The 22,753-nt window shown below is 64.5% G+C and carries 22 protein-coding genes; 17 read left to right on the forward strand and 5 right to left on the reverse strand.

What is annotated here, in order from left to right; genetic code table 11:
- The first annotated feature begins 103 nt into the window (after positions 1-103).
- Complete coding sequence (locus BRA471DRAFT_RS34765; RefSeq protein WP_007615836.1) at positions 104-649, forward strand: carboxymuconolactone decarboxylase family protein; 546 nt, start codon at positions 104-106, stop codon at positions 647-649.
- A 90-nt stretch (positions 650-739) separates the two neighbouring features.
- Positions 740-1,234, forward strand: coding sequence for a VOC family protein (locus BRA471DRAFT_RS34770; protein WP_007615837.1), 495 nt, complete (start codon positions 740-742; stop codon positions 1,232-1,234).
- A gap of 126 nt (positions 1,235-1,360) precedes the next feature.
- Here BRA471DRAFT_RS34770 and BRA471DRAFT_RS34775 read toward each other — a convergent pair whose 3' ends face one another.
- The gene (locus BRA471DRAFT_RS34775; RefSeq protein WP_007615838.1) at positions 1,361-2,593 is read right to left on the reverse strand and encodes an MFS transporter; all 1,233 of its coding nucleotides are present in this window, start codon (positions 2,591-2,593) and stop codon (positions 1,361-1,363) included.
- 141 nt (positions 2,594-2,734) lie between these two features.
- Complete coding sequence (locus BRA471DRAFT_RS34780; protein WP_007615839.1) at positions 2,735-3,982, reverse strand: MFS transporter; 1,248 nt, start codon at positions 3,980-3,982, stop codon at positions 2,735-2,737.
- 217 nt (positions 3,983-4,199) lie between these two features.
- Between BRA471DRAFT_RS34780 and BRA471DRAFT_RS34785 the strand changes: the two genes are divergently transcribed.
- Positions 4,200-6,269, forward strand: a complete 2,070-nt coding sequence (locus BRA471DRAFT_RS34785; RefSeq protein ID WP_007615840.1) for a prolyl oligopeptidase family protein — start codon at positions 4,200-4,202, stop codon at positions 6,267-6,269.
- Positions 6,270-6,447: 178 nt separating this feature from the next.
- Here BRA471DRAFT_RS34785 and BRA471DRAFT_RS34790 read toward each other — a convergent pair whose 3' ends face one another.
- Positions 6,448-7,119, reverse strand: a complete 672-nt coding sequence (locus BRA471DRAFT_RS34790; protein WP_007615842.1) for a DUF938 domain-containing protein — start codon at positions 7,117-7,119, stop codon at positions 6,448-6,450.
- A 258-nt stretch (positions 7,120-7,377) separates the two neighbouring features.
- On the opposite strand from BRA471DRAFT_RS34790, the gene soxX reads away from it, so the two are divergent.
- From soxX to BRA471DRAFT_RS34835, 10 genes are all read left to right on the forward strand, one after another.
- Positions 7,378-7,731 carry a sulfur oxidation c-type cytochrome SoxX gene (gene soxX / locus BRA471DRAFT_RS34795; protein ID WP_007615843.1) on the forward strand — a complete coding sequence of 118 codons (354 nt, stop codon included), beginning with the start codon at positions 7,378-7,380 and terminating at the stop codon, positions 7,729-7,731.
- A gap of 38 nt (positions 7,732-7,769) precedes the next feature.
- On the forward strand, positions 7,770-8,261 hold the full coding sequence (gene soxY / locus BRA471DRAFT_RS34800; protein ID WP_007615844.1) for a thiosulfate oxidation carrier protein SoxY: 492 nt from the start codon (positions 7,770-7,772) through the stop codon (positions 8,259-8,261).
- Between the two features lie 15 nt (positions 8,262-8,276).
- Positions 8,277-8,588 (forward strand): thiosulfate oxidation carrier complex protein SoxZ, encoded by a 312-nt coding sequence (gene soxZ / locus BRA471DRAFT_RS34805; RefSeq protein ID WP_007598011.1) that lies wholly within the window; start codon positions 8,277-8,279, stop codon positions 8,586-8,588.
- Positions 8,588-9,451, forward strand: a complete 864-nt coding sequence (soxA, locus tag BRA471DRAFT_RS34810) for a sulfur oxidation c-type cytochrome SoxA (RefSeq protein WP_007615845.1) — start codon at positions 8,588-8,590, stop codon at positions 9,449-9,451. The genes soxZ and soxA overlap by 1 nt, the downstream gene beginning before the upstream one ends.
- Entirely contained in the window at positions 9,448-9,753 is a 306-nt protein-coding gene (locus BRA471DRAFT_RS34815; RefSeq protein WP_007615846.1) for a hypothetical protein, read from the forward strand. The genes soxA and BRA471DRAFT_RS34815 overlap by 4 nt, the downstream gene beginning before the upstream one ends.
- Before the next feature lie 55 nt (positions 9,754-9,808).
- Positions 9,809-11,560, forward strand: a complete 1,752-nt coding sequence (soxB, locus tag BRA471DRAFT_RS34820; RefSeq protein ID WP_007615850.1) for a thiosulfohydrolase SoxB — start codon at positions 9,809-9,811, stop codon at positions 11,558-11,560.
- Positions 11,557-12,015, forward strand: a complete 459-nt coding sequence (locus BRA471DRAFT_RS34825; RefSeq protein ID WP_007615852.1) for a hypothetical protein — start codon at positions 11,557-11,559, stop codon at positions 12,013-12,015. The genes soxB and BRA471DRAFT_RS34825 overlap by 4 nt, the downstream gene beginning before the upstream one ends.
- A gap of 288 nt (positions 12,016-12,303) precedes the next feature.
- Complete coding sequence (locus BRA471DRAFT_RS34830) at positions 12,304-13,341, forward strand: MBL fold metallo-hydrolase (protein ID WP_007615854.1); 1,038 nt, start codon at positions 12,304-12,306, stop codon at positions 13,339-13,341.
- A 75-nt stretch (positions 13,342-13,416) separates the two neighbouring features.
- The gene (locus BRA471DRAFT_RS37745) at positions 13,417-13,590 is read left to right on the forward strand and encodes a hypothetical protein (protein ID WP_007615856.1); all 174 of its coding nucleotides are present in this window, start codon (positions 13,417-13,419) and stop codon (positions 13,588-13,590) included.
- A 247-nt stretch (positions 13,591-13,837) separates the two neighbouring features.
- Positions 13,838-15,046 carry an MFS transporter gene (locus BRA471DRAFT_RS34835; RefSeq protein WP_007615858.1) on the forward strand — a complete coding sequence of 403 codons (1,209 nt, stop codon included), beginning with the start codon at positions 13,838-13,840 and terminating at the stop codon, positions 15,044-15,046.
- Positions 15,047-15,193: 147 nt separating this feature from the next.
- Here BRA471DRAFT_RS34835 and BRA471DRAFT_RS34840 read toward each other — a convergent pair whose 3' ends face one another.
- Positions 15,194-16,564, reverse strand: a complete 1,371-nt coding sequence (locus BRA471DRAFT_RS34840; protein ID WP_007615860.1) for an MFS transporter — start codon at positions 16,562-16,564, stop codon at positions 15,194-15,196.
- A 145-nt stretch (positions 16,565-16,709) separates the two neighbouring features.
- On the opposite strand from BRA471DRAFT_RS34840, the gene BRA471DRAFT_RS34845 reads away from it, so the two are divergent.
- From BRA471DRAFT_RS34845 to BRA471DRAFT_RS34860, 4 genes are read left to right on the forward strand one after another with little or no spacing between them, the layout of a single operon-like run.
- Positions 16,710-17,363, forward strand: a complete 654-nt coding sequence (locus BRA471DRAFT_RS34845; protein ID WP_007615862.1) for an ABC transporter ATP-binding protein — start codon at positions 16,710-16,712, stop codon at positions 17,361-17,363.
- Positions 17,360-19,822, forward strand: coding sequence for an ABC transporter permease (locus tag BRA471DRAFT_RS34850; protein WP_007615864.1), 2,463 nt, complete (start codon positions 17,360-17,362; stop codon positions 19,820-19,822). The genes BRA471DRAFT_RS34845 and BRA471DRAFT_RS34850 overlap by 4 nt, the downstream gene beginning before the upstream one ends.
- Positions 19,812-20,894, forward strand: a complete 1,083-nt coding sequence (locus BRA471DRAFT_RS34855; protein WP_007615866.1) for a lipocalin-like domain-containing protein — start codon at positions 19,812-19,814, stop codon at positions 20,892-20,894. The genes BRA471DRAFT_RS34850 and BRA471DRAFT_RS34855 overlap by 11 nt, the downstream gene beginning before the upstream one ends.
- A 27-nt stretch (positions 20,895-20,921) precedes the next feature.
- Positions 20,922-21,308, forward strand: a complete 387-nt coding sequence (locus tag BRA471DRAFT_RS34860) for an MAPEG family protein (RefSeq protein ID WP_007615868.1) — start codon at positions 20,922-20,924, stop codon at positions 21,306-21,308.
- A 158-nt stretch (positions 21,309-21,466) separates the two neighbouring features.
- Here the strand turns inward: BRA471DRAFT_RS34860 and BRA471DRAFT_RS34865 are convergent, their stop codons facing one another.
- Positions 21,467-22,660, reverse strand: a complete 1,194-nt coding sequence (locus BRA471DRAFT_RS34865) for an ABC transporter substrate-binding protein (protein ID WP_007615869.1) — start codon at positions 22,658-22,660, stop codon at positions 21,467-21,469.
- Between the last annotated feature and the right edge of the window lie 93 nt (positions 22,661-22,753).

The following is a 22,753-nucleotide window of genomic DNA, read 5'->3' on the forward strand; positions in this document are numbered from 1 at the left end:
GCGCGACTCTGGGCCAAGCTCCCGTGGAATTCAACCACTTCCGTGTCACGCATCCGCTATAGTCGCCGCGACGGCGAAGCTTGAAAACAAAGAGGAAACAACAATGCGCCTGAAGCTTCTTTCGCCTGGCGAAATGAACGAGAGCCAGCGGCAGACCTATGACGAGTCGATTGCCGGCAAGCGCGGCAAGCCGCCGGCCCCGATGATGGCCTGGCTCAACAGCCCCGACATGGCCCGTCACGCCACGCGGCTCGGCGAGGTCCTGCGCTACGACACGATCTTCCCCGCGAAGCTCTCGGAGATCGCGATCCTGGTGACGGCGCGGCACTGGACCGCCCATTACGAATGGTACGCGCACAAGCGGCTGGCGCTTGCCGGTGGCATGGACCCTGACATCATCGACGCCATCCGCGACCGCCGCACGCCCGAGTTCGACGATCCCAAGGGCAAGATGATCTACGACGTCGCAAAGTCGCTGCATGAGGGCCACGGCGTCGAGAAGGGCCTCTATGACGCGGCGGTGAAGCTGCTCGGCGAACGCGGCGTGGTCGAGGTGATCGGTCTCTGCGGCTATTACACGCTGGTGTCGATGACGCTGAACACGTTCGAGTTCGAGCTGCCGGAGGGCGAGGTGCGGGAGCTGTCATAGTTTCGCATATGGAAACGATGGGTTTCAGGATAGGCCAGTGGCACTGTCCCGAGGCCGGGCCTATGTGGGGATTGTCAACGGAGCAGCCGCATGTCGCAGAACCAAGCCGTCGCCGCCGGCACCAGGATCGGCCACGTTCACCTCAAGGTCGCCGATCTCGATCGCGCGCTCGGCTTCTATTGCGGCGTGCTCGGTTTCGAGCTGATGCAGCGCATGGGCTCCGGCGCGGCCTTCATCTCGGCCGGCAGCTATCACCACCACATCGGGCTCAACACCTGGGAGAGCAAGGGCGGCTCGCCGCCACCGCCGGGAACGACCGGGCTCTATCACACCGCGATCCTCTATCCGACGCGACCCGCGCTGGCCGATGCGCTGCACCGCGTGCTCACGGCCGGCATTGCGCTCGACGGAGCGAGCGACCATGGCGTGTCCGAGGCGCTGTATTTGCGCGATCCGGACCAGAATGGCGTGGAGCTGTATTGGGACAAGCCGCGGGAGCAATGGCCGTTCGGGCCGGACGGCAAGCTCGCGATGTTCACGAAGCGGCTGGATGTGGAGGAGCTGCTGAAGCAGCGCGAGGCGTGAGTTCTGCTCCCTCTCCTCGTCATTGCGAGCGCAGCGAAGCAATCCAGACTGTCACCGCGGAGACAGCCTGGATTGCTTCGTCGCAAGGGCTCCTCGCAATGACGGAGTGTGTTGAGGCGCCTTCGCTCACGACTGAGATCTTCGTCCCCGCACCATGATCAACGCCGCCGCTACCACTTCCAGCGCGATACAGAGATAGAACGGCAGCTCATAGCCGCCGGAGAAATCGCGCAGAAAACCGACCACGCCGGGGCCGAACGCATAGGTCACCTGGTTGATCGCGGTGTTGAGGCTGATCAGCACGCCGAACGACGCGGAATCGAATTCCTGCTGCACGATCAGCGACGGCAGCGTGATGAGATTGCCGACCGAGAAGCCGAACAATGCGCAGGCCGCGATCAGCACGTAGTCATTGTGCAGATTGATGACGACGAGAAGCGCCACGGCCTGGCTCAGGAACGATAGCGCCGAGGCAAGCCGCTGGTTGAGGCGGTCGATCACCAGCGAAAACAGCACCCGGCCGATCACCGCCATCGCGGTCAGCACCGCAACCGCAACGGCCGCGCGCTCGCGCCCGATCACGGGATCCAGGAACGAGATCAGGTGGACGATGAAGCCGACCTGCGCGAACAGCACCAAAGCAAAGGCAATGGTCACGGTGAGGAAGCCGACATCGCGCAACGCCTGGCTGCGAATCTGCGCCGACGATTGCGGCTTCGTTTTCGTCGCGGCGCGCCGGCCATGGAGATCGGGCGGGCGGCCGACGACGATCAGGATCACCGGCAGGAGCAGCGCCAGCATGGCGCCGGCGACGATATACATCGCGCTGGCGAAGCCGACATGGCCGATCAGGGTCACCAGCAGCGGTACGCCGACGATGCCGCCGAAGCTTGCGCCGTTCAGCGCCAGGCTGATGGCCATGCCGCGCTTGTGGTCGAACCACAGGCTGATCGTGTTGGTGATCATGGCCAGACTCGTGCCGGCCCAGCCGAAGGCGAGCACGGCGTTCGCGAGATAAAGCTGCCACGGCTCGCGCACTGCGCCGATCGCGACCGCCGCGGCCGACATCGCCAGCGTCCCCGCGATCAGGCCGAGGCGCGGGCCGTATGTGTTGACGGCTTCGCCGACGAAGACCACGAGCAGCGCGCCGAAAAGATAGAAGAACGTCGTGGCGGACGAGATCAGCGAGGCCGACCAGCCGTGCGCGCGCTGGAGCTCGGCGACATAGACGCTCTGGCCGTAGAAGCCGAGCCCCCAGCCGAAGGTCGCGAGCAGGAAGCAGACCGCGACGATGCGCCAGCCTTCGTAGCGGAGAGAGGATTCGTCGATGGATACGTCGTGCCGGGGATTGTCGAGCATTTGCGCTTGTCCTTCGTTTCCCCCGCGAGCGCCGTGCTTCACGCCCGCCTGTTGATGACGAGCATCATGTAACAACCCAGGCCCCGGAAATCACTTCGACCTGGATCGAACTATCAACGCTGCTGACAGCCTCCCGCCATCTCAGATCGCATCCGGGAACTCACTCATGGCTGCGTCCAGCCGCGCCTTGCGGCGGCGGGCAAAGGAGGCCAGCGAGAGCACGGCGAGGCCGAGCACCACCGGCGGGAACACCACCATGTTCACCGCGGACCAGCCGTAACTGGCGAGCAATTGGCCGGACGAGAACGAACCGATCGCCATCATGCCGAACACCAGGAAATCGTTGAAGGCCTGCACCTTGTTGCGCTCCTGCGGCCGGTGCGTCTCCAGCACCAGCGCGGAGGCGCCGATGAAGGAAAAATTCCAGCCCACACCAAGCACGATCAGCGTGGCCCAGAAATGCATCGCGGTGATGCCGGACAGGCCGATGCCGGCCGCGCCCGCCTCCAGCAGCAGGCCGGCGGCAACGACCTTCCGCGCGCCGAAGCGGGCGATCAGCGCGCCTGTGAAGAAGCTCGGCCCGTACATGGCGACGATGTGCCATTGAATGCCGAAATTCGAATCGGAAACGCTCAAGCCGCACAGCTTCATGGCGAGCGGCGCCGACGTCATCACCAGATTCATCATGGGATAGGAGATGACGCCGCACAGCGCCGCCGCAATGAAGCGCGGCTGCGTCACGATCTCGAGCAGCGGCCGCCCGCCATGAAGATCGGCCGGCGCCGGCTTCGGCATGTCGACCCCGGCGACGATGCCCATCGCGATGAGCGCGACAGCAGCCTGGACCAGGAAGCTGAAGGCGAACAGATAGGGCTGCCAGACATCCATGGTCCATTGCACGAGCTGCGGACCGAGCACGCCGGCGAACACGCCGCCCGCCATCACCCAGGACACCGCCTTGGGCCGATAGGCCGCACTGGCGCCATCGGCGGCGGCGAAGCGATAGGACTGCGCCACCGCGCCGTAGAGGCCGCCGAGAAAAGTCGCCAGACAGAACAATGGAAACGAAGCGTGCAGGATCGCGAACGAGCCGAGCAGACCGGTCAGCGCGCCCAGACCGGTGCCGACGATGAAAGCGACGCGGCGGCCGAAGCGTCGCGAGATCGCGCCGGTCGGCAGCGTGCCGGCGGCGAGGCCGAGCACATACATCGAGATCGGCACCGTCGCGAACGAGACGTCGGGCGCGAGCGTCGCGCCGACGATCGCGCCGGTGGCGAAGATCACCGCCGAGTTGGCGCCGGTCAGCGCCTGCGCGGCGGCAAGGCGCACCACGTTGGCGCGCACGCGGGCGTCGGCGGCGATCTCATTGGCTGCAGTCACATCCAGCATCGGCATTTCCGCCCCAACGGGCTTTCGAGGGGCTTTCAAGACTTTCAAGGGCTCGCTTGATTCCCGGCACTATGGCGGGGCGCGGGAGGGCGGGCAACCGACGCAAACGGGCGCAGGCCATGTCTCTGACGCAATCGGGCCGATGATAATGGGCCGCGCACTTGACGGCTTGCGCTCGATCAAATCCTATCCGCCGCAACCTTCCGGAGTTTCGTTCATGTCCGTCGACGACAGGCCTACGCTCAGCGCTCCCGACGACGATCCCTGGCTCTGGCTGGAGGAGATCGAAGGCAAGCAGGCGCTCGATTTCGTCACGCGACAGAACAGCCTGACGCTTGAGGCGTTCGGCGGAGCGGCCTTCGCGCGCGACCGCGATATCCTCGCGGCGATCTACGATCGTCCCGACAACATCCCCTATATCAGCCGCCGCGGCACTGAACTGCACAATCTCTGGAAGGATGCCACCAACCCGCGCGGCCTGTGGCGGAAGACTTCGCTCGCGGAGTTTCGCAAATCGCATCCGGCGTGGGAGATCATGCTGGATGTCGACCAGCTCGCCGCGCGCGAAGGCGAGGACTGGCTGCTGAGCGGCATCACCACGCAGCCGGGAAGCACGCGCGCCATTTTGGGCCTGTCGCGCGGTGGCAGCGACGCCGTCATCTTGCGGGAATTCGACCTCGACACCAAGAGTTTCGTTGCGGACGGCTTTGCGCTGTCCGAAGCCAAGGGCGGCGCCGATTGGCTCGATGCCGACACGCTGCTGCTGTCGAGCGCCCATGGCGAGGGCATGGCGACTGCTTCCGGATATTCGCGAACGGTTCGCCTGTGGCGGCGCGGCCAGCCTGTCGATCAGGCGCGGGTGATCATCGAGACCACGGCCGATCATATGGCGATCTCCGGCATCGTCGACGACACCGCTGCGACCCCGCGCAGCTGGATCGTCGACCAGATCGACTTCTTCAACCATGCGCTCTGGCTGCGCGATGCAGACGGCACGACGACGAAGCTCGATCTGCCGACCGGCATCTGGTTGCAGGCGCATGGCGACTGGTTCGCGATGAAGCTGCGCGAAGCCTGGTCGATCGAGGGCAGAACTTATGCCGCCGACACCGTGCTCGGCATGTCGCTCTCGGCGTTCCTCGCCGGCAGCCGCGATTTCGCGGTGCTGTTCGAGCCGGAAGCTCGCCGCGCCCTGCAAGGTCTGTTTTGGACGGGAGGAAAGCTGGTGCTGTCGATCCTCGACGAGCTCCAGCCGCAATTCGAGATCTGCACGCCGTCCGCCACGAGCTGGAGCCGCGCGTCACTCGGCGGCCTGCCGCAGATCGGCGTGGTCGACATCTGGCCGCTGGATCGCCACCCCTCCGAGAGCAATGGCGACCTGCTTGCGAATGTGCAGGATCCGCTGACGCCGCCGTCGCTGCTGCTGATGGAGCGCGGCGTCGCGAGCCCGACAGTGCTGAAACAGGCGCCGAAAACATTCAACGCCGACGGCCTCGTGGTGACCCAGCACGAGGCGATCTCGATCGACGGCGAGCGTATCCCTTATGTGCAGACGGGCCCCACTGGCGAGACCGGCGATGCACCGGTCTATATGAGCGCCTATGGCGGCTTCGGCCATTCGGTGAAGCCGTATTACAATTCGTCGCTCGGCAAGCTGTGGCTGGAGCGTGGCGGCACCACGGTGCAGGCGAATTTGCGCGGCGGCGGCGAATTCGGCACACGCTGGCACGATGCCGGCCGGCTCGCCGGCAAGAAACTGTCGCACGACGATTTCGCAGCCGTTGCCGCCGATCTCGTCCGCCGCGGCGTGACGACGGCAAAGCGCATCGCCGCACAGGGCGGATCGAACGGCGGCATCCTCATCACCAACATGCTGGTGCGATACCCCGAACGTTTCGGCGCGCTGTTCTGCACCATCCCGCTGATCGACATGCGCCGCTACACGAAGCTGCTCGCCGGCGCGAGCTGGATCGCGGAATATGGCGATCCCGACAAGCCCGAGGAGTGGGACTGGCTGAAGACCTACTCCGCCTATCACAACGTCAAGGCCGGCCAGCCCTACCCGCCGATCCTGATCGCCACCACGCGGCGCGACGACCGTGTCCATCCCGGCCATGCGCGCAAGATGGCGGCAAAGCTCCAGGCCATGGGCTACGAGGCCTGGTTCTACGAGCCTGAAGCGGGTGGCCACGGCTACGGCAAGGACAACAAGGAGCGCGCCGGGTTCGAGGTGATTGGCTTTCGGTTCTTGAAGGACAAGATCGGGTGGCGGGATGGCGAGGGCTGACGGGCTCTTGATTGAATCAGTGGGAGCGCAGCAGGCGGTGCACCTCGCCCGCTTGCGGGAGAGGTCGGCGCGAAGCGCCGGGTGAGGGTTCTATCCTCTAGGGGATGCCCCATTGCGGAGACACCCTCTCCCCAACCCTCCCCCGCAAGCGGGGGAGGGAGCGCACCGCCGTCTGAGCTTAGCGCGAAAACACCAGCGTCAAATTGTTTGCCGGCATGTCGATCGTATCAAGGAGGCGAAGACCAACGCCGCGGGCGAGGGCCTCGACATCGGCGATGTCACGCACGCCCCAGTCGGGATTGCCTTCACGCAGGGAGGTGTCGAACACGGCGTTGCTGAGCGCGATGTGCTTGCCGCCGCGCTTGAACGGGCCGTAGAGGAACAGCTTGCCGTCGGCCCGCAAATAGCGGCCGGCGCCGGCGAACAGGCCCTCGGCGACGCTCCATGGCGCGATATGGATGACATTGGCGCAGAACAATGCGGCAAGACTTGACGGCGCCTGCCCGCTTTTCATCTCCGGACACCAATCGGGATCGGTGAGATCGATCCGCAGTGGCGAGCGGATGTTTTTCAGGCCTGAATGAACGCGCCAGGCCTCGATGCTCTTGAGGTGGCGCTGGTTGAGATCGCTCGGCCACCAGATCAGGCCGGGCGTGTGACGGGCGAAGTAGACCACGTGCTGGCCGGTTCCGCTGCCGAGCTCGACCACGTTGCCGGTGCAACCGGCGAGATGCTTTTCCAGTGCCGCCCAGAGCGGCTCGTGATTGCGATGAAACGCCGGTGCGTCGAGCCGCCCATCCGACTCGACCCGACCGCCATCCCTGCCGAATTCGACGACATATTCAGCCAAGTGAGGTCCCCTTGAAAAAACGAGAACGCGTTGAAAACAGGTTGAGCGGCAAAACGCTCGGGAAACGCCGGCCCGCGCCACGGCCCTTAACTCTCGGGCCAAATCGGCTGAACAAATAATCTCATTAGTTGCAATGGGGAAGATATTAACTTCATTTTGTCGCGTGCATAGTCTCGATTGTCAGGCGGTGCCCTTTGTGCTTTGGAACGCTTCTATTTCGCGATCTTGACCATCGATATAACGCCTCGGAATGACGCCTTGACCGCCTTTTCCCGGACGCCCGTTCTGTTCATCTTGCTGGCCATTGCCGCCGGCCTCGCCAGCCCGGCGTGGGCGCAGTCCGCTGTGGCAGACGGCCAGAAACTCGCTTTCGACCGCGGCAAGGGCAATTGCCTGACCTGCCATGTCATCAGGGGTGGCGACCTGCCGGGAACGATCGGGCCGGAACTGAAGGACCTCAAGGCCAAATACCCCGATCGCAACGAGCTCGCCGCGATCATCTTCGACGAGACCAAGCGCAATCCGCAGACCATGATGCCGCCGTTCGGCCGGAACCGGATTTTGACCGAACAGGAGATCAGCGCGATCGTTGATTTCCTGCAGACCCTGTGACTTCAGGCACGCCACGAGATTTGGTTGGGAGACCCGAGATGACCACACTCACCGGCCCAAGTGCGACGCGGCGCCTGATCCTTCAGGGCGCAGCCTCGGTCGCGCTGCTCGGCCTCGGCAATCTGCCGTTCGGCGCCGCGCCCGCGCGCGCCGCGGCCAACGACAAATATCCGGAAGAGGCGTTCAAGCAGAAGAGCGAGGCGGACGCCGTCAAGGCGCTGTACGGCAAAACCGCCGAGCCGTCCGACAAGGTCAAGCTGGACGCCCCCGAGATCGCCGAGAACGGCGGTGTCGTGCCAATCTCGGTGACGACGACGCTCGACAAGGTCACCTCGATTTCGTTCTTCGTGGCCGAGAATCCCAGCGCGCTTGCCGCCAGCTACAGGATTCCCGAAGGCACGATCCCTGCCGTCGCCAACCGGCTGAAGATGGCCAAAACCACCAACGTCGTTGCGATCGTGGAGGCCGACGGCAAGCTCTACAGCGCGACCAAAGAGGTCAAGGTCACCGTCGGCGGCTGCGGCGGCTAAGCGAGGAAGATCGAGATGGCATCCAGCATTCGCGTCCGCGCCACCGCCAACGGCGACATCACCGAGGTGCAGGCGCTGATCCAGCACCCCATGGATACCGGCTTCGTCAAGGACGCCAAGGGCGAGCTGATCCCGGCGCATTACATCCAGCAGCTGAAATTCGAATGTAACGGCAAGGACGTCTTCGTTGCCGATTGGGGCACCGCGATCTCGAAGGACCCCTATGTCAAGTTCAGCTTCAAGGGGGCCAAGAAGGGCGACGATCTCAAGGTCTCCTGGACCGATAACAAGGGTGCGTCGGACACGACCACCGCAAAGATCTCGTGATGAAGGCCCGCACCTCCATCCTGCTTGGTTCGTTGAGCGCCGCGCTGGTCGCGTTGGCCCTCACCTCTCCGCGCGTGGTGGCGGCCGACAAGGTCGACCCCGTTGCCGATGCCAAGGCGTTCCAGAACTTCTTCTTCCAGAAATTCCCGACCGTGAAGCACGAGGATTTCGTCAACGGTCCTTATTCCATGAACGAGGACATGAAGCGGCAGTGGCAGGAGAAGGAGGAGTTCCCGCCCTACGAGTTCGCGCTCGACGCCGGCAAGGAGATGTTCGCCACCCCGTTCAAGAACGGCAAGACTTATGCCGACTGCTTCCCGAACGGCGGCATCGGCATCCGCCAGAATTATCCTTATTTCGACGAGAAGGAAGGCAAGGTCGTCACGCTGGAGCTGGCGCTCAACCGCTGCCGTGAGGCCAATGGCGAGGCGCCCTACTCCTACGTCAAGGACGAGATGGCCTCGCTCACGGCGTACATGGCCTTCACCTCGCGCGGCAAGCCGATGGACATCAAGATCCCCGACGATCCGCGCGCGCTCGCGGCCTTCGAGAACGGCAAGCGCTATTTCTACACGCGCCGGGGCCAGATGAACTTCTCCTGCGCGAGCTGCCATGTGCAGAGCCCGGGCGAGCGCATCCGCGCCGAGATCCTGGCGCCGGCGCTCGGCATTCTGAACGCGATGCCGATCTACCGCTCCGAATGGAGCGGCATGGGCACGACCAGCCGCCGCTTCGTCACCTGCAACAGCCAGACCCGTGCGGTTCCGCTGGAGCCGCAGGCGGATGAATACCGCGACGTCGAATATTTCCTGTCCTATGTCGCCAACGGCCTGCCGATATCGGGACCGGGAGCGCGGCCATGAAGCGGTCACTTGCCCTCGCCCTGCTGCTTACCCTCGGCCTCGCGCCGGCGGCGCACGCGGCAAACGAGGCGGATTACAAGACAGCCTATGCCGCCGCCGAAGCCGCCTCCAAGGAGGCTGCCAGCTTGCGCCACCAATGGACCGTGACCGTTTCGGCGCTGGCCGCCGCAAAGAAGGCGGCCGATGGCGGCGATTTCGACCGCGCCGTCGCCGCAGCCAGGGAGGCCGAGGCGCTGGCGAAGGCGTCGATCTTCCAGGCGATGTCCGAAAAAGAAGCCTGGAAGGCGATGGAAATCCGCTAGACTGTTCGCTTGTGCAACAGCCTTGCGACCATGAGAGGGCGCGGAGAATTTCTGGATGGCGATCCGCCGCCGCGATTTCCTGAAGAACGCAGGCCTTGCTGCCGTATCGCTCAGCCTGCCGCGGCTTGCGCGCGGTGCTGAGGCCGCGAGCATTTACGACATCGAACGGTTCGGCAATGCGCGCATCCTTCACCTCACCGACACGCATGCGCAACTCAACCCGGTCTATTTTCGCGAGCCCAGCGTCAATATCGGGATCGGCGAGATGGCGGGACGGCCGCCACATCTGGTCGGCCGCGCCTTTCTCGACCGTTTCGGCATCAGGCCCGACAGCGCGGATGCCTATGCCTTCAGCTGCTTCGAGTTCGAGAAGTCGGCAGGCCGCTTCGGCAAGCTCGGCGGCTTCGCCCATCTGAAGACGCTGATCGACCGCTTGCGCGGCGATGCCGGCGAAAAGCACTCCATGCTCGTTGACGGCGGCGATCTCTGGCAAGGCACGGGACTCGCCAACATCATCCAGGGCCGCGACATGGTCGAAGTCGCAAACCTGCTCGGTATCGAGGCGATGACCGGGCATTGGGAATTCACCTATGGCGAGCAGGCGCTGCGCGACAATCTTGCGCGCTTCAAGGGCGAGTTTCTGGCGCAGAACGTTTTCCTGACCGAAGAAGCCGCATTCAACGACGCCCCCGCCTTCGACAAGGCGACGGGGCGCGTGTTCAAGCCCTCGGTGATCAAAGAGCTCGGCGGCCATCGCGTTGCGATCGTCGGCCAGGCCTTCCCTTACGTGCCGATCGCGCATCCCAGACGGTTCACGCCGGACTGGAGCTTCGGCATCCGCGAGGAAGAGCTCCAGAAGCATGTCGACGGCTTGCGCGGCACCGACAAGGTCGATGCGGTCATCCTGTTGTCGCACAACGGCATGGACGTCGATCTCAAGCTCGCAAGCCGCGTCACCGGCATCGACGTCATCCTCGGCGGCCATACCCATGATGCGATCCCGCAGCCCATCGCAGTGAAAAATGCGAGCGGCACGACGCTCGTCACTAATGCGGGCTCCAACGGCAAATTCCTTGCCGTGCTCGATCTCGCGCTCGAAAAAGGCAAGGTCGGCGACGTCAAATATCATCTGCTGCCGGTCTATTCCGAGCTGTTGAAGCCCGATCCTGGGATGGCCGAGCTGATCGGCCGGTTGCGGGCGCCGTACGTCACCGACTGGTCGGAGAAGATTGCGACTCCCGATCGCCTGCTATATCGCCGCGACAATTTCGCCGGCCCGGTCGACGAGCTGATCTGCAGCGCGCTGCGCACCGAGCTCGACGCCGAGATCGCGCTGTCGCCGGGCTTCCGCTGGGGCGTCACCGGGCTGTCCGGCCAGGCGCTGACGATGGAGGATTTGCTCGCGGAAACCGCGATCAGCTATCCCGAGACCTATGTGCAGGAGATGACCGGCGCCCAGATCAAGGACGTGCTGGAAGACGTCTGCGACAACCTTTTCAATACCGATCCCTATTACCAGCAGGGTGGCGACATGGTGCGCGCCGGCGGGCTCAGCTACACCTGTACGCCGACGGCGGCGATCGGCAGCCGCATCTCGGAGCTGAAGCTCAATGGCGACAAGGCGCTCAGCGCCAGCCACCGCTACAAGGTCGCGGGCTGGGCCTCGGTCAACGGCCAGCAAGGCGCGCCGGTTTGGGATGTGGTGGCAAAATATCTGCGCTCGGGCCGGATGTTTCAGGAGCGTCTCGGCTCCGGCGTCACGCTGAAAGGCGTCGAGGGCAATCCGGGCATCGCAGGACAGGGATGATGCGGTCGCAAACCGTATCCGCGATGCTACTGGCGCTGTTCGCCTGGGCGGCGATGCCGCCGGCGTTTGCGCAACAGGTGCCGCTCCAGGACAAGCCGTTCGCCGAGCACAAGGTCGTGCTGCAGCTCTCCGATGGCGATGCGAAGAAGCAAGCTCTGGTGCTCAGCGTCGCCAACAATTTGCTGAAGGCCTACGACCCCGACAAGGTCGCAATCGAGGTGGTGGCGTTCGGTCCCGGCATCGATCTCCTGCTGTCAGGCAGCGAGCGCCGCAAGCAGGTCGAGAGCCTGATCGCGCAAGGCGTACGCTTCGACATCTGCCTCAACACCGTCGACACGATCGAGCGAGAAACCGGCAAGCGGCCGGAGTTCATCCCCGCCGCCACGCCGGTGCAAGTCGGGGTCGGGCAGATCCTGTTTCTCAGCGAGAACGGGTACACATTGGTGCGGCCGTAATCTTGGGCCCACCCTCGCCTGTCGTCCCGACGCAGGCCGGGCCCCATACCGCGAGGTCTATCGAGTGCGGGCGGTAGGAGCCCTGAACGACGAATCTTCGCCAAATTTCATTCGGTGGCTATGGGTCCCGGCCTTCGCCCGGCCTTCGCCGGGACGACACTGAGTTTGCGGATAGCCCCGAAGCCCCACAATAAAAATCTTCTAAATATTCTCATTTCAACAGCACATTACTTCTCTTTTTGTCCCGCGGCGTAGTAGAATTGGAATCACTCCACGCCGGGTCTTGCCATGATTTTCCGCCAGCTCTTCGACAGTGTTTCGGGTACCTACAGCTATCTCCTGGCGAGCCGCGCCGGCGGCGAGGCGCTGATCCTCGATCCCGTGCTGGAGAAGGTGGACCGCTACTGCCAGCTGCTGCGCGAGCTCGATCTCAAGCTGGTCAAGGCCGTGGACACCCATCTGCACGCCGACCACGTCACCGGCCTCGGCGAGCTGCGCGACCGCACCCATTGCATGACCGTGATGGGCGACCAGACCAAGGCCGACGTGGTGGCGATGCGGGTTGCCGACGGCGACAAGGTGACGATCGAGGGCCTGGCGCTCGACGTGATGTACACGCCCGGCCACACCGACGATTCCTATTCCTATTTGATGGGCGACCGCGTCTTCACCGGCGATACGCTGCTGATCCGCGGCACCGGCCGCACCGATTTCCAGAACGGCTCGTCGCGTGCGCAGTACGATTCGATCTTCAACCGCCTGCTCAAGCTGCCCGACGAGACCATGGTGTTTCCGGCGCATGACTACAAGGGCGACACCGTCTCCACCATCGGCGAGGAGAAGCGCTACAATCCGCGGCTCCAGGTGCGCTCGGTCGACGATTACATCGAGCTGATGGCCAATCTGAAGCTGCCCAATCCGAAGATGATGGACGTCGCGGTGCCCGCCAACATGCATGTCGGCCTGCACCAGGAGGAGCTGGAGAAGGAGGGCCGTGCGCTCCGCGCCGTCGAGGCGATCCGCAGCCTCGGCCGTCCCGATATCCTGCTGGTCGATTTGCGCGAGGCCAATGAGCGGATGAAGCACGGCATGCTCGAAGGCGCGCTGCATACGCCCTATCCGTCCGTTGAGGACAGCCTCAAGCCCGGCGGCATGCTGCGCGAGGTCGCGGCCGCCACCGGCCGCCGCGTCGTGTTCTTCTGCGCCTTCGGTGAGCGCTCCGCGATGGCTGTCGCCGCCGCCAAGGAGGCCGGGCTCACCAACACCGCCCACATCGCCGGCGGCATCGATGCCTGGAAGAAGGCCGGCGGGCCGGTGGTGCACTGACGACTTGAGATAAGTCAGGAACCGCACATATCTTCGGGATAGGATCGGGCGGAGCATCACCATCCGGGACCAGCCATGGCCAAGATCGGCAAGCCGAGCGCGCCGCCCAAAATTGCGGACGACACGCCAGCAAAAGACAAGGCGAAGAAGCCTCCGCCTCCGCGCGACACCGACGATGATGATTACGAAGACGGCGACATCGCGACACCAAAGCGCGACCGCTACGGGCCGGATGACGAGCCGTTTTGAGGGCTCGGCTCTTGCCTCGCTCTCAACTGTCGTCCTGGCGAAAGCCAGGATCCATACCGCGTGATCTCTCGATCGTAGATGGTCGCAGTACCGGACCACGAGTTTTCGCCAAATTGCTTCCTGGGGTGATGGGTCGACGGCGGGGAATCCCCCGCCCCGCGCTACTGCCATGCGCCTGCGTTCATGGACAAATAACCGCTCTGCCCGATAGTTTGCGCGTCTCCAAAGGACGTGAAACGGAACTGCAATGGTCGACGTTCTCGCCGCACCGCAACAAGGCAAGGCGGACAGCGCGCTACGCACGCTGACGGGAATCTCGATCGCGCATTGGGTCAGCCATTTTCATCTGCTGGTCCTGCCGATGCTGTTTCCGTTCCTCAAGAATCAACTCGGCGTCGGCTATGTCGAACTCGGCTTTGCGCTGACGGTGTCGGCCGTGGTCTCGGGGCTGACGCAGGCGCCGACCGGCTATCTCGTCGACCATTTTGGCGCGCGACGGATCCTGCTGGGCGGCCTCACCCTCGGCGGCCTCGCGCTGATTCTGCTCGGCCTGCATCTCAGCTACGCCTCGCTGATCGCCTGCGCCGTGCTGCTCGGGCTCGCCAACAGCGTCTATCATCCCGCCGATTACGCCATCCTCGCCGAGCACATGGACGAAGCGCGGATGGGCCGCGCCTTCTCGATCCATACCTTTGCCGGCTATTTCGGCGGCGCGGTGGCGCCGGCGATCGTCGCCGCGCTGGTCACCGTATCCGGCGGTGCCGGTGCGCTGATCGCATCGGGCACCATCGGCGTTCTGGTCGCGCTGTTGCTGGTGACCATGAACATTCCCGATGCCGGCGCGCACAAGACCAAGCCAGGCACCGAGAACGCACCCAAACAAGCCGTGATCACGCCGGCGCTGATCACGCTGACGGCACTGTTCATGCTGCTCAGCCTGTCGGTCGCCGGCATCAACAATTTCGGCGTGGTGGCGCTGATGAGTGGCTATGGCGCGACCTATTCCGCGGCCAATGTCGCGCTCACCGCCTTCCTCGGTGCGAGCGCCGCCGGCGTGCTCGCGGGCGGCTTCCTTGCCGACCACACCGAGCGCCACGGCTATGTCGCCGCCGCCTGCTTTGCCGCGAACGCGGCGATCGTGCTGCTGATCGCGCTGGTCACGCTGCCGGGCTGGGCGCTGACCGCCACGATGGCGGCCGCGGGATTCCTCTCCGGCGTGATCGCGCCATCGCGCGACATGCTGGTGCGCAATGCGGCACCTCCCGGCGCGGCCGGCCGCGCCTTCGGCATCGTCTCAACCGGCTTCAATCTCGGCGGCATCGTCAGCCCGCTGCTGTTCGGCTGGATCATGGACCAGAGCGCGCCGCATTGGGTGTTCGGGGCGTCCGTGATCTTCATGGTCGCGACGGTGGTGCTGTCGCCGTTCACGGAGCGGAAGCGGCCAATCGCTGCTTGAGCAACAAACTCGATGGTCGGGCCATAGCCACCGAAAGGTGTTGTGGCGCGAGCTGGTCAATACCAGTCTTCGCCAAGCTAAAAATCGTGAGTATGGATCCCGGCCTTCGCCGGGATGACAGTTGTGATTGGGTTGGCGGATGCCCCCTTACGTCGGCGACACCGCGCTCTTCAGCGGCGCTGCCTGCGGCGCAGCTCCACCGGTCAGCCTGGCCTTTTCCGTGTTGGGCCAGAGCAGGAGCAGTCCGAGCAGGCCGGAGCCGACCATGATCGCGGCGTTGATGGTGAAGCCGGTCATGTAGCCGTCGAGCATGCTGCCGGCGCGCTGGATCACGCTGCCCATCACCAGCGGCGCCACGATGCCCGAAAGCGTATAGAGCGCACCGTAGATCGCGAGAACCGCGCCGCGCTGCGACGTCGGCGTGAATTCGCCGAGCATGGGCGGGCAGACGACGTAGATCGCGCCGCACAGGCCGGAGCCGACCACAAGCAGGGCGATCTGGAGGCCGGCGCCCTGGACGTGCGGCATCATCGCGAGGATCAGGCCGCCGACGATCAGCGGTACCGAGCCGAGCACGCCGCGCGAAATCCGCGACGTGTAGCCGCGCGCCAACATCACCTGCGAGATCCAGCCCGTGAGAATGACGATGGTCGCCCCGAACACCCAGGGCAGGATCGAGACGAAGCCCGCCTGAGACTGCGAGAAGCCGAGGCCCTTGACGATGAAGGGCGTGAACCAGGTGAGCCCGAGCGACAGCGCCCAATAAGCGCCGAAGGTCGCGGTCACGCAGCCGATGAAGGTGCGCGATGTCAGAAGCTGGAGATAGGGTATTCTAGGTTCGATCACGGCCGATGCGTGGGTGTCCAGCGGGCCTTCCTTGCCGAGTGCGAGCCAGGCGGCGACCCAGATCAGCCCTACGATTCCGAGGGCGCCGAATGCATAGTGCCAGGAATGGTTGACGATGATCCAGTTCAGCGCCGGCACCGCCAGGATCACGCCGAAGGCCGAACCCTGCGACAGGATTGCGGTCGGCATCGTGCGCTTCTCGTCGGGGAACCATTTGTAGACCGCGTGCATCGCCACCGAGGCCGCCGGGCCTTCGCCGGCGCCGAGCACGATGCGGCAGATCAGGAGCGTGGTGAAAGAGACGGTGCCGACCATCGGAAACTGCGTCAGCGCCCAGATCACCGCGAGCGTCAACAGCACCCAGCGGGTCGGTACCTTGTTGACGATGAAGCCGACCACGATCGCCGAGATCGAGAACAGGAAGAAAAACGACGAGCCAAGCAGGCCGAACTGCTCGGGCTCGAGCTTCAGCTCGGTCATGATCGGAACGCCCGCAAGACCGACGACGATCTTGTCGGCGAAGTTCACCAGCATGAAAAGGAACAGGAGAAATGTGACGGTCCAGGCACCCTTCGGCGTTTCCTTCGGCGTTTCCTTGGGCGTTTGCTTTTGCGCTTCCTTGGACGTCCCCGTCATCTTGCCCGCCGCGGGCTGCGTTGCCTGAGCGCTCATCGTTCTCCCCGTCGTCCCTTTTTGGCACTTTTTTGATGTGATCCTCTTGGGAGCTAACAACGGCTTCAATAGCAACGCAACCCGGCATTTCCGCAGCAAGTGTGCTACGCAGCAATTCCGCTAATTCCGTCCGGCGCCATTCATCGTGCTGAGCATCCGAAACCTCTCCAAGACGTTCTCTTCGGCCGGTGAGCCGGTCCATGTCCTGCGCGGCGTCGATCTCGACCTCAAGGCCGGCGAACGCGTCGCACTGACCGGCGAGTCCGGCAGCGGCAAGAGCACGCTGCTGCACCTGATCGCAGGGCTCGATGCCGCCGATGGCGGCACGATCCGGCTGGAAGACACCGAGGTCACCAAATTGTCCGATGCGGGACGCGCGGGCCTGCGGCGCGACCGGATCGGCCTGGTGTTTCAACAATACAACCTGATCCCGAGTTTGTCGGTCGGGGATAATCTGGTGTTTCAGGCGCGGATCGCCGGCCGGTACGACGAGGCTTGGTATAACGAGCTGATCGAGCGTCTCGGGCTTGGCGGGCTGCTCAAGCGTTATCCAGAACAATTATCAGGCGGCCAGCAGCAACGGGTCGCGATCGGCCGGGCCCTGGCAACAAAGCCGTCCTTGCTGCTGGGGGACGAGCCGACCGGCAATCTCGACGAGGCCACCGCCGAGCACGTGCTGGCCCTGACGCGCGACCTCGTCGCGCGCACCGGCTGCGGCTTTCTGATGGTGACGCACAGCCTGCATCTGGCCGCGACACTCGATCGCCATGTCAACCTGCATGCCGGGCAGATCGCATGAGGCGCGCGCTCTGGGTCCTCGCCGTCCTGCTCAGTCATTGGCGGCGCCACAAGATGCAGTTCGCGACGCTCCTGATCGGGCTGATCGCGGCGACTGCGCTGTGGAGCGGCGTGCAGGCCATCAATCAGCAGGCCCGCAACGCCTATGACCGCGCCGCGGCAACCTTCGGCGGCGCGCGAACGCCGATGCTGGTCGCGCCTGATGCCGCGACTTTTCCGCAGGAATTGTTCGTCAAGCTCCGTCGCGCCGGCTGGCCGGTCTCGCCGATGCTGGAGGGACGGGTCCAGGTCAACGGGCGTTCGGTCCGGCTGCTCGGCATCGAGCCGGTGACGCTGCCGGTCGATGTCGGCAACGCACCCCGCCTAGGCGCCGGCGATCTGAGCAGCTTCGTCGCGCCGCCTGGCCAGACGTTGGTGGCGAAGGAAACGCTGAACGACTTGCAGGAGCAGGAGGGCGCGGCACCAGCGATCAGCAGCGGCGCAAAACTGCCGCCGCTGCACGTACTGCCGCAGCTTGTGCCCGACGTGCTGGTGGTCGATATCGGCCTGGCGCAGCGGCTGCTGAACAAGCCCGACCAGATCTCGCGGCTGCTGATCGGCAAAGCGAAGGGCAAGCCCGCGCCGTTGGCGAGCGTCGTCGGCGACCGCTTGCAGCGGGTCGAGCCCGACGCGGAGACCGAGCTGGAGCGCCTCACCGACAGCTTTCATCTCAACCTCACCGCGTTCGGCCTGCTGTCGTTCTTCGTCGGTCTCTTCATCGTCAATTCGGCCGTCGGCCTCGCCTTCGAGCAGCGGCTGCCGATGCTGCGTACGCTGCGGGCCTGCGGTGCCTCGGCGCGACTCGTCAACACCGTGCTGGTTGTCGAGCTCGTGGCGCTGTCGCTGGTCGCAGGCCTGATCGGGCTAGCCTGCGGCTATTTCATTGCAGCCGCGCTCTTGCCCGACGTCGCGGCGTCCCTGCGTGGACTCTACGGCGCGCAAATCCCGGGGCAGCTCAGCTTGCGACCCGAATGGTGGCTCGCCGGAATCGGCATCAGCATTGTGGGCGCGCTTGTTGCCGCGGCGACCAGCCTGATCAAGGCTGTCAGGATGCCGGTGCTGGCGACCGCGCAGCCGCGCGCCTGGCAACAGAGGCAGCGCCGTTGGCTGATCCTGCAAAGCGGGGCTGCCTGCGCCGTGTTCGCGGTCGCGCTGTTGCTGCTCCAGTACGGGCAATCGCTGATCGCGGGCTTTGGCGTGCTGGCGGCACTGATGCTCGGCGCCGCGTTGATCCTGCCCGCGTTCCTCGACATCATCCTGCGGACCGGCCAGCGTTTCGCGCGACAGCCGCTCGCCCTGTGGTTCTGGGCGGACAGCCGGCAGCAGCTCTCGGGTTTGTCGCTGGCGCTGATGGCGCTGCTGCTCGCGCTCGCCGTCAATGTCGGGGTGTCCACCATGGTGGAAACGTTCAGCCGCACGTTCATCGGTTGGCTCAACGGGCGGCTCGGAGCCGACGTCTACATCAGCGCCCCCGACAATGCGAAAGGCGTCGCGATCCGCAACTGGTTGAAGGAGCGCCGCGATGTCGAGGCGATCCTGTCGGGCGGACGCGCCGAGGCGCAGGTACAGGGGCAGCCGGTGGAACTGCTCGGCCTGCCCGATCACGCGCTCTATCGCGAGCGCTGGCCGCTGCTCGAAGCCGCGCCGCGTGCCTGGACCCGGCTCATACCCGGCAATGCCGCGTTCATCAGCGAGCAGCTGAGCCGCCGCCTCAACGTCCGCGTTGGCGATGTCGTCGACGTCCCGGCTCCAGGTGGGACCTGGGAGCTCGACATCGTCGGCATCTATGCCGACTACGGCAACCCCAAGGGCCAGCTTGCGGTGAATGTCGCGGCGCTGATCCGGCAATTTCCGCAGACGCCGCAGACACGCATCGGCCTGATCGTCGCGAAGGAAAACATCCCCGGCCTAATTGCGGCGCTGCAGAAGCAGTTTGCGCTCGACGACCGCAGCGTCGCCGACCAGGCGACGGTGAAGGCCGAGTCGATCCGGATCTTCAACCGGACCTTTGCGGTGACCTCGGCGCTGAACGCATTCACGCTCGGCGTCGCCGGGATTGCGCTTCTGACCAGCCTTCTCACACTGGCGAACTCGCGCCTGCCGCAGCTTGCGCCGCTCTGGGCGATCGGCATCACGCGGCCGCGCCTTGCCGCGATCGAATTGACAAAGACGCTGTCGGTTGCGCTGTTCACGTCGCTCCTGGCCGTACCGCTCGGGCTGCTGGTGGCGTGGTGCCTGATCGCGATCGTCAACGTCAAGGCGTTCGGCTGGCGGCTGCCTTTCCATGTGTTTCCGTTGCAACTCGTCGAGCTGGTCGCGGTCGCGCTGTTCGCCTCGTTGCTTGCCGCCCTGCTGCCGATGATCCGACTGGCCCGAATGCAGCCGGCGAACCTCGTCAAGGTGTTTGCCAATGAGCGCTGACAATCTCTCGCGGCGCACCTTCGCCGGTGGAATCGCGGCGCTCCTGGCGGCCCGCCGTGCGGGCGCGCAAGGCTATGCCGGGCTCGGCGAGAACGCCGACGGCTTTGCTAAAGTGACGCCGGGAAAGACGTTCGCCTTTCCGGGCGATCACGGACCGCACCCGGAGTTTCGCATCGAGTGGTGGTATCTCACGGCGAATCTCGTCGACGCCAGTGGCGCGGCGTGCGGCCTGCAATGGACGCTGTTTCGCCAGGCAACGCAGCCGGGGCCGCAGGGTGAAGGCTGGGCCAATCAACAGGTGTGGATGGCGCATGCGGCGGTGACGCGCGCCGACACCCATCGTTTCAGCGAGCTGTTTTCCCGCGGCGGTGTGGGGCAGGCCGGCGTCACGGCGAAACCGTTCTCGGCCTGGATCGACGATTGGGAGATGAACGGATCCGAGCACACCGGCGATCGAACCCTGGCGCCGCTGACGCTGAAGGCCTCCGGCGCCGACTTCAGTTACGCGCTGACGCTGGAGACCGATCGTCCAGTGGTGTTGCAGGGCGACGGCGGCTACAGCCGCAAGTCGGAGCGCGGGCAGGCCTCCTACTATTACAGCCAGCCGTTCTATCGCGCCCGTGGCACCCTCACCATCGACGACAGGCCGGTCGATGTTTCCGGCCAGGCCTGGATGGACCGCGAATGGAGCAGCCAACCGCTCGACGCCGACCAGACCGGCTGGGACTGGCTGTCGCTGCATCTCGCGTCCGGCGACAAGCTGATGCTGTACCGGTTGCGCCAGAAGGATGGCAGGGACTATCCATTCGGCAACTGGATCAGCGCGACAGGCGAGACGCAGATGATCGCGGGTGCCGATATCCAGATGATTCCAAAGGCGACGGCTGAGGTGGCAGGGCGCGAGCTGCCGGTCGAATGGCAGATCGCGGTCCATTCGCGCTCGTTCTCGATCCAGTGCAAGCCGCTCAATCCGAAGGCGTGGATGGGGACCGGTTTTTCCTATTGGGAAGGACCGATCAGCTTTGCCGGTACGCATGACGGCGTTGGCTATCTCGAGCTGACCGGGTATTGAACCGGGACCTCTTCGAAGGAACTAGCGATGTATCATCTCACCGCCCTCGTCACGCTGCTGGCGATCCTGTTCTACTTCTTCATCACCATCAACGTGTCGCGCTCGCGCACCAAAACCGGCGTCAAGGTGCCGGCAATGTCGGGCCATCCGGATTTCGAGCGCGCGTTCCGGATCCAGATGAACACGCTGGAATGGATGCCGATCTTCCTGCCGTCGCTCTGGCTGTTCGCGATTTACATCAATGATGCCGGTGCAGCGGCAATCGGTGCGATCTGGATTGCCGGCCGCATCGTCTACTTCATCGGCTATTCGAAGGCCGCCGCAAAACGCGGCCCGGGATTTTTCATTCAGGGCATCGCGGCCATTGCGCTGTGGGCGGGGGCGCTGGGAGCGGCGGTGCTGCGGCTGGTGTGAGGGGCGGGCTGCGACGACTCTCCCCGCCGTCGTCCTGGCGAAAGCCAGGACCCATAACCGCGGGATGTGGTTATGGGCACGATGGTGGCCACAGCTTTTTCAACCATTGCCGGCTGGGGTAATGGGTCCTGGCTTTCGCCAGGACGACATAAATAGCCTCACTTCGTCAGCGGGCAGCCGCTCTCCTTGGCGGTGAAGAACGCCTTCTCGCCGGGAACGACCGCGAGCTGCTTGTAATAGTCCCAGGGCTTCTTCGATTCGGAGGGCTTCTTGACTTCGAACAGATACATGTCGTGGACCATGCGGCCATTCTCGAGCACCTTGCCGCCTTGCGCGAAGTCGTCGTTGACCGGCAACTCCTTCAGCTTCTTGGCGACCGCATCCGGATCCTTGGTGCCGGCGGCCTTGACCGCCTTGAGATAGCTCAGCGTCGCCGAATAGGTGCCGGCCTGGATCATGTTCGGCATCCGGCCGGTGCGCTTGAGAAAGCGTTCGCCGAGATTGCGGGTGCGGTCGTTGATATCCCAGTAATAGCCCTCGGTCAGCACCAGGCCTTGCGCGGCCTGCAAGCCGAGGCCGTTCACTTCGGCGAGCGTCATCAAGAGGCCCGCGAGCTTCTGGCCACCGGAGACGATGCCGAACTCGGACGCCTGCTTGATCGAGTTGGTGGTGTCGAGGCCGGCATTGGCAAGGCCGACGATCTTCGCCTTCGAGCTCTGCGCCTGGAGCAGGAAGGAGGAGAAGTCCGAGGAGTTGAGCGGCACGCGCACCGAGCCAAGCACCTTGCCGCCATTGGCCGTGACGATCTCGCTGGTGTCCTTTTCCAGCGCGTAGCCGAAGGCGTAGTCCGCGGTCAGGAAGAACCAGCTATCGCCGCCGGCCTTGGTCAGCGAGCCGCCGGTGCCGACACCGAGCGCACGGGTGTCATACGCCCAGTGGAAACCGTAGGGCTGGCAGGCATCGCCGGTGAGGCGCGAGGTCGCAGCGCCGACGACGATGTCGATCTTCTTCTTTTCCTTGGAGAGCTCGTGGATCGCGAGCGCGACCGACGAGGTCGTCAGCTCCGTGATCATGTCGACGTTCTCGACGTCGTACCAGCGGCGCGCGATCGAGGTGGCGAGATCCGGCTTGTTCTGGTGGTCGGCGGTGACGAGTTCCACCTTCTGGCCGAGCACCTCGCCGCCGAAATCCTCGATCGCCATCCTGGCGGCCTCGACCGACCATTTGCCGCCGTAATCGGCATAGACGCCGGACTGGTCGTTGAGGATGCCGATCTTGACGCCTTGCGCGGAGGCCGGCGCGGCCAGCAGCAAAGCCGAAATTGCGACAGCGGCCAAAAGTGTTGATTTCATAGGTTAGCTCCCAGCAGTTTTCTGTTTTGAAATCGCGCGGATACTAGTGAAGAACCCCGGCGGTGCCCATCCATTGCATGTTGGTCGTTAGTA

The organism is Bradyrhizobium sp. WSM471 (genome assembly GCF_000244915.1).
Lineage (GTDB): Bacteria > Pseudomonadota > Alphaproteobacteria > Rhizobiales > Xanthobacteraceae > Bradyrhizobium.